This is a genomic window from Pedobacter suwonensis (genome assembly GCF_900111825.1).
GTDB lineage: Bacteria > Bacteroidota > Bacteroidia > Sphingobacteriales > Sphingobacteriaceae > Pedobacter > Pedobacter suwonensis.
Window position 1 is genome coordinate 21448 of record NZ_FOJM01000028.1, and the last position, 6983, is coordinate 28430.

Annotated in this window: 6 protein-coding genes; 1 reads left to right on the forward strand and 5 read right to left on the reverse strand. The window is 36.6% G+C overall.

Going from position 1 to position 6983, the window contains the following annotated elements; all coding sequences use genetic code 11:
• Window positions 1-125: 125 nt before the first annotated feature.
• The 5 genes from BM107_RS23930 to BM107_RS24840 all read right to left on the reverse strand — a co-directional run bounded on the left by BM107_RS23930 (window position 126) and on the right by BM107_RS24840 (window position 6574).
• On the reverse strand, window positions 126-1655 hold the full coding sequence (locus BM107_RS23930; RefSeq protein ID WP_139222335.1) for a lipopolysaccharide biosynthesis protein: 1530 nt from the start codon (window positions 1653-1655) through the stop codon (window positions 126-128).
• Between the two features lie 54 nt (window positions 1656-1709).
• Window positions 1710-4088, reverse strand: coding sequence for a GumC family protein (locus BM107_RS23935; RefSeq protein ID WP_090988129.1), 2379 nt, complete (start codon window positions 4086-4088; stop codon window positions 1710-1712).
• A gap of 14 nt (window positions 4089-4102) precedes the next feature.
• Window positions 4103-4912 (reverse strand): polysaccharide biosynthesis/export family protein, encoded by an 810-nt coding sequence (locus tag BM107_RS23940; RefSeq protein ID WP_090988131.1) that lies wholly within the window; start codon window positions 4910-4912, stop codon window positions 4103-4105.
• Window positions 4913-5009: 97 nt separating this feature from the next.
• On the reverse strand, window positions 5010-5747 hold the full coding sequence (locus tag BM107_RS23945; protein WP_090988133.1) for a tyrosine-protein phosphatase: 738 nt from the start codon (window positions 5745-5747) through the stop codon (window positions 5010-5012).
• A gap of 665 nt (window positions 5748-6412) precedes the next feature.
• Window positions 6413-6574: a hypothetical protein gene (locus tag BM107_RS24840; protein WP_159435311.1), complete on the reverse strand. Its 162-nt coding sequence runs from the start codon at window positions 6572-6574 to the stop codon at window positions 6413-6415.
• A 227-nt stretch (window positions 6575-6801) separates the two neighbouring features.
• Here BM107_RS24840 and BM107_RS23955 point away from each other — a divergent pair.
• Window positions 6802-6983, forward strand: a 182-nt coding sequence (locus BM107_RS23955) for a hypothetical protein (RefSeq protein WP_090988138.1), incomplete at its 3' end; no start/stop codon positions are given.

A 6983-nucleotide genomic window follows, 5' to 3' on the forward strand; every position in this document is an offset into this window, starting at 1 on the left:
CTGTCTTTTCTATTTAGAAAAAATATCAAAAAATGAGGAGTGAAACGAATGAAGTTAAATGTATAAATTAAAATCCTAAAAAATCTCATGAAATTTATCTAAAGCTACCAATTATTATCATTGAACTAATTTCTTTTCCTCACAAGTGTTTTATTTAATATGGATCTACAATAACTTCTCTCATTTCCATCAAGTCCAAGCAAATATATTGATAGTATTGCTGCTGTAATAAATGCTGTAGATGTAATTATAAACCTAAAAAAACCCTCATGAAACTTATTTATTATAACAACAGGAATAATTACAGATGTAATAGTAACAGGTATTATCCTTAATACTACCTTATATAGATAACTGCTATATTCAAAATAAATCAAGCCTTTTAAAACTATCAACCTGAAGAACAGCACGATAGAGGAAACAGCTATTATAATATAATAAGCGACTTCTGGGGGATATTTTTTGCTGAAAAAATAATATGTTATAGGCAAGCAAGCTAACATCGCCACACCAACAAATATCTGATAGTTCCTAATTTTGCCCGTTGCTTGTACAGCTGTTGTCAGAGGAATTTGTAAAGAATTGATTAAATTGAAGACGACAGTTAGTTGAACAAAAAGAACTGCCCCTGAAGGTGGATTCTTTAGCCACAATGAAAGTAAAAAATTAGTTTCAAGCAAAACTGGTATGGAAATTATCAACAATAAATAATAGCTATACTTAGTGCTCTTAAATACTAAATCCATTAAATATTTTATATTGTTTTCTGCGTAAGATTTAATTATTTGAGGTCTAATAGCGGTATAGAAATTAGAAGAAAACGCCCCCACAGCATTATTAACTTGAAAAGCTACAGCCCTTGCAGCATTGATAATGGGACCAAAAAATATATTTAAAAGAAAGTTTATGCCTTGTTCAAACGATACAGCAGTTAAAGTACCAAAGAGGTTCCATCCAGAATAAGAAATTAGTTCATTAAAAATAGATTTATTCCAATACCACGAGAATTTTGATTCAAGGAATCTTCTATTACAATAGACCTTATACGCCATCGTAATGGACACGGCAACTAAAAAGCTTAAAATCGAATACAGTTTTAGCTTATCAATATTGATAAATAATAAAAGATAAACAACAGCTAATTTCAAAACTACTTCAATTATACTTACATAGGCATACATAGCCATCCTTTCACGAGCGATTATTAGCGCGTCATAAGGTATCTTCATAACCGTTGCTATGAAGCTTAATATCGAGAGCTGATATACCCAATTTGCTGCTTCTATTCTGCCTTGTGGTAAATTTAATTTTGTATTTAAAAACCATAAACCCAATGTCTCAGCCAGAATTAGTATAGCCAATGCAATACCAGCATAAATGGACATGCTTAAACTGAAAAGATTTCCTAGCTTTATATAATCTCGCTTACCTATTTCAAATGAAAAAAACCTTTGTGTTGCAGACGCCATTGTAGAACTTAGGAAAGAAAAAGACGTGACTACCCCACCTACTACGTTGTATATACCATAGTCGACTACACCCAAAACATTTAAAATAACACGGACCGTGTACAACGTTACTCCCATAGTGAGCAACATTCTAAAATATAGGAGTAGGGTGTTTTTTGCTAAACGGCTGTTGTTAATAGTATCCAAATTTTGATTGATATTCCTTTAGGGGTACATTAATATTTAGAATGTCCTTATGACTTATTTCCAAAACTGCCATTTGCTTTTTGGTTTGTCAACTTGGTGGCCATAAGTTCCATAACCGTAGCCATAACCATAGCCATAACCATAACCATAGCCATAACCATAACCGTTGGAAGCCTGAATGTCATTTACTACGATACCAATTTTTTTCATTTTGCCATTCTCATGTAGATCCTGAGGAATGGCCAATTGCTTTTTAAAGGTATAACTTTGTCGTACCAAATACATACACATATCGGCCGTACCAGATAATAGTTGCGCGTCTGTAACCAACCCTACTGGTGGCGCATCTATAATAATATAGTCATACTCGGTCTTCAGTTTTTCAATTAGCTCACTGGTTTTCTCACTTAATAGCATTTCAGCAGGATTAGGGGGAACCGGTCCGGAGCTTAATAACGATAAATTATCATTAATTTTAAGCGGCTTTATGAGATCTTTTATAACTAAACTACTGTTCACAATATAATTGGTAAAACCCTGGTTATTGCTCACCCCTAATTTTGTAGAAAGTCCAGGCTTCCGCAAATCTAATTCCATCAACAGTACCTTTTTATTAGAAAGCGCTAAAATATTACCAAGATTAATAGCCGTAAAAGATTTGCCCTCACCAGACATACTTGATGTTAACAATAAAACGCGACTACTTTGATCATTAAAGAAAAAAGAAAGATTTGTTCTCAGGGCCCTGAATTGCTCAGAAATAGCGGATCTGGAACTATTGGCCACTACCAAATTATCACTATCCTCATTATGGCTGATCTCACCTATTATCGGCACCTGGGTCGCTTTCGTTATGTCCTCTTGCGACTGAATCTTATCGTTTAACAATTCTTTTATATAAACCAATCCAATAGGAATAATAATTCCTATAATTAAACCCAGACCTAATATTAATTTCCTGTTGGGTGCAAATGGTTTAACTTCTGATTTGGGAGGATCAATGGTTTTCGAATTGGCTATGTTGGAAGTTTTGGAAATGGCTGTTTCTTCAGCCTTTTGCATCAGGAAGATATACAATTCCTGTTTAATCTGCTGCTGCCTTGCCAGGTTTAGATAACTGCGTTCAATTTTTGGCACATCCTTAACCTGGTTTTCTGCCTGTTGCATCTGTGCTTTGATTTTCCGTTTGGTAATCAGAAAACCATCCAGTGTAGTGGCTAAGTTTGATTCGATATCTTCACGGGCATTTTGTATTTCTTTATCAATGAGAATGATACTGGGATTATTCTCCGTCATGCCAATTAGCTTTCTTGCGCGCTCTAAAGTTAACTGGTTGTATTTATCTATCGCACCACTAAACACTAAATCAGCGGGGATCAAAGAACTTGGTAAGATTCGTTTATTATCAGCATCTTTCAAATACTGCTGTAAACTTTCCATAATTGAAATCTGTGTCTCTACCTGCGCCAGCTGTTTTACATAATCACTGGTTACCTGCACCAGTTGCTTAGACTGTTCTGACATATCTGCCAGGCTGTTTCGCTGCTTAAAACCCTGGATATTACCTTCCAGATCACCTAATTCACCACCAATATAGGCAAGACGATTCTGAATAAATTTTACCGTGCTGTCTGCTACTTCATTTTTGTCATTTAAATTGCCCTCAACATATTTTTTCAGCAGTTCACGCAATATGTCTTCACCTTTTCTAGGGATTGGGTATTTGAAATTTAAATCAATAATGGTAATAAGCTTATTCTTCACCTCAACGGTTAATGCCTGTTGTAAGTCTGCTACCTTTGAGTCGATAGAAGTAATATTAAAAATATAATCCTTTTGGTTAGCCTTTACACCAGATGTTGATGTAATTCTTAAATCCCCAACTTTCGGAATTTTAAAAATGGCGCCTAAAGGCACTTTCTTTTCGAAAGTAGGTGTACTCACAAGTAGTGAGTTAGCATTTAAAAAACTAACCCTAACATCAGTAGCCTTAATGGTATCAACTCCTTTCACAATTTCAACCTTAAACGGAGGGTTATAAAGCTCAATGTCTTTTATTCTACCTGTGCGATAATAGGTAACATTTAAGTCAAGCTGTCTAACGACCTTTTCCATGAGGTAACGGGTCTTTAAAATTTCAGCTTCATTATCTACCGTACTTTTAGTACCGAGCAAACTACCTAAGTCTCCCAACATATCTGCCCCTCCCAGCATTCCACCTCCCTTCTTTTCATCATTTACTAAAACGCGTGCCGATATGTTGTAACTAGGTGTTTTATACCTTAAATATAAAAAGGCTATCAAAGTACAAATAAACATAGAAACAGCCACCCAATACCATTTAGAAATGAGTATATACGCTATCTTTTTGAAATCTATACTTTCCTCTTGCTCTTCAAAAAAATTATCTTCTGTTGTGCGATTGTCGGTCATCTTTTAGAGAAAAATTAAAGTCTGGTAAATAGTATGATAAGTACAGAAGTCAACGAGCCAATGAGTGCGTAAGTCTGCGTTCTGGATTGATTTAAGGAAGCTGCCTTCCCTTTATTTGGCTCCACATAAAGTACATCATTTTGCTTTAAATAATAATAAGGACTATTGAATATCTCCTTAGAGTTTAAGTCAAGCCTGGCAAACTCTTTCTTCCCACCATTATCACGGATCAGGGTAACATTTTCCCGCTTCCCAAAAATGGTCAGGTCGCCGGCCAGGCCCAAGGCATCCAATACACTTACCTTCTCATTTGGAACCACATATGATGCCGGTCTGTTTACCTCCCCTAAAACCGTAACCTTAAAATTAGCAAAACGTACCTGTACGTTAGGATTTGTATATACAACAGCGGCTTTTTCTTTGATCAACTCCCTGGCTTGAAACGTAGTTAATCCAAGTACTTTTACTTTCCCCACCACAGATAAATCAATCTCTCCGTTTTTATCCACTAAGAAACCAGCGGTTGGCGGGGTTGCACCTAATGAAGCAACTGGCCCCACACTGGTGCTGATGGCCTGACTACCAACCTGGTTGACCACCATATTGGTCGTTGGATCGATTGTGAAAATTGATATGGACAAAATATCATCTGCCTGAATAACCGGATCAGTAAACTTAGCGGTATTAGCCAGTTCTGATTGCCCCAATGCACTGATATCCTGAAAGTAAGCCACATTTTTGGTACTTGCACAAGAGGTTAAAAATACGATGGCTATCAAAAAGCATGCTTTAGCAAAACTCGCTTTATATATTGGCATTTTCATAGGCTATGGAGAAAGTTTTTAAGATTGATAAACTGTGTTTGTTGGATGGCCAAACTTAACATTTTAAACATTGAAAACATATATGGTTGTACTATATTTATATTAAATGTAAAAATCTATTATTTTCAAAAGGATATTTTCCCAATTTATCAAACAAATAGCCGTTTTCTACATGATACTTTAATGCATTATAGTGTTTTTGATGATGTAGATCCGTTCCCGCTAACCTATACAGCTTATTTTTAAGCAGGTAATCGGAGGCAATCTTTACTTCCCGGCCATAATAGCCTGTTACGGAAAGTAAATTCAATTGCAGCAATACCCCCATATCATGAAAGCGGTGAATCTTTTCATAGGCTTGATGATAAAAATTATACCTTTCGGGATGGGCTAAAATAACCGTGTATCCTTTAATCTGGAGATTGAAGATCACCTGCTCGATATTGGGTGTTTCATTCAGGTAAGACATCTCCACAAGGATATGCTTATTGGGCAAAGACATCATCACATCGCTAATTTCGAAGTTTTCATCCAACATATACTCTGCCGCTGCAGCAATCCCTACTTGCAGATGAGCCTTTTGTAGCGCTGCTTTGGTGCGTTCCAAAGCCCTATTTATCGTTTCTGCAGTATTGGGATATAACTCCATAAAGATATGGGGTGTACAAATAAACTGATCAATACCTAAGGCAGTAAGTTTCGTAATCAGCGATATCGACTCGTCAACATCCGGTGATCCATCATCAATTCCCGGCAAAAGATGTGAGTGAATATCAACTCCCAACCACTTCAAATCTCTAACGATAGGTTTTTTATTTTTGAAAAAGCTGAACATCAATTAAGCTAGAAGCATGCAAATAATAAATCAAGGAATAAATCCGCCGCAAGTTAACAGTTTTTTTGCAGAAATATTTAAACCGGTCTGTTTTTTAATTATTTCTTAACAGGAAATATTGACAATTCTCATTCATTAACCGAAATAATTTTGCATGAAGTGGTTAAAGTTAAGCTAATGTGAGCCAATGTTAAAAAATATTAACCTGATTCTGATTATTGAGACAGTTAAGGCGCAGAAAAACCGAATCATGAAGGGTGATGACTAAGGCTGATGAGCATGATGCTGCATGCGCATGACCATTGCACTTTTCGGATGATCATTATATTTCATTAAAAATAAATGTTTTGCCTGCCGGTTGAGCCTGATTGATTTTTTTTTACGCAATATCCATGCCCTGACAGGCCATTTTGAAGCACATACATAGGATTCAGCTAAATTGTTTTATCTGCCTGAACAGGCGGTTTTATTGTCCGAGCGGAGGTTTTCAACCTTACTTTGCTGAGGCGATTTAAAGCTGCTGGTTACGGTAGCACATCCTGATTGATATACGATTTGAGATAAATTGCCGTTATACAGAGCATAAGATGTAACCATAATACTAATTTATTTACTGATTAAGTTTACAGAAAATGGAAAAACCTTACCTGTTTGCTTTTTCATCCCTAATCATTTTTGTATTTAACCCGCTGCATGGAACGCTCGCACATGCACGGAAAAGCCACCCTAAAAGGCTGGCCTGTAGCCTGTTTAACCCAAGGCTGGTGTGCCCCAGCCGTGGCGACCCATTGCTTTGGCCATTGTGTGCCCTGTACATTCATGATCATCTACATACCGATTAATTAACCTCCATATTATTGGGAATGTTGAACAGTTTTTGGCGCTGTTTGACGCTAAAATTTTAAGATAGACCCAAATTTTCTAACCAATTTTAGTCGCTCCGGCACCATCGGTTAGCCGCCCTGATAACGGCACAGGAACATTTTCCAGATATGGTTGCAGCATGCCCCATCAGCATGCTGCAATATGTTTTTGTTTTTAAACTCTACGCCCTATGAATAACCTTGATGCACTGGTACAGACCTTGTACAACATATACCTCGTACTGAACAAAGAACAGTTAAAATTTACCTTTATCGATCTCTTCGGCGACCCTGAAACGCAGCTCACCCGGCAGCAGGTAAAAGATTACCTCAACATCAGCGAAAGTACCTACAAACGTAAAGTGAAAGATGG

Coding starts and splice junctions, on each gene's coding strand:
- BM107_RS23935 (WP_090988129.1), bottom strand. CDS start 4,088: ATGACCGACAATCGCACAACAGAAGATAATTTTTTTGAAGAGCAAGAG.
- BM107_RS23940 (WP_090988131.1), bottom strand. CDS start 4,912: ATGAAAATGCCAATATATAAAGCGAGTTTTGCTAAAGCATGCTTTTTG.
- BM107_RS23945 (WP_090988133.1), bottom strand. CDS start 5,747: ATGTTCAGCTTTTTCAAAAATAAAAAACCTATCGTTAGAGATTTGAAG.
- BM107_RS24840 (WP_159435311.1), bottom strand. CDS start 6,574: ATGATCATGAATGTACAGGGCACACAATGGCCAAAGCAATGGGTCGCC.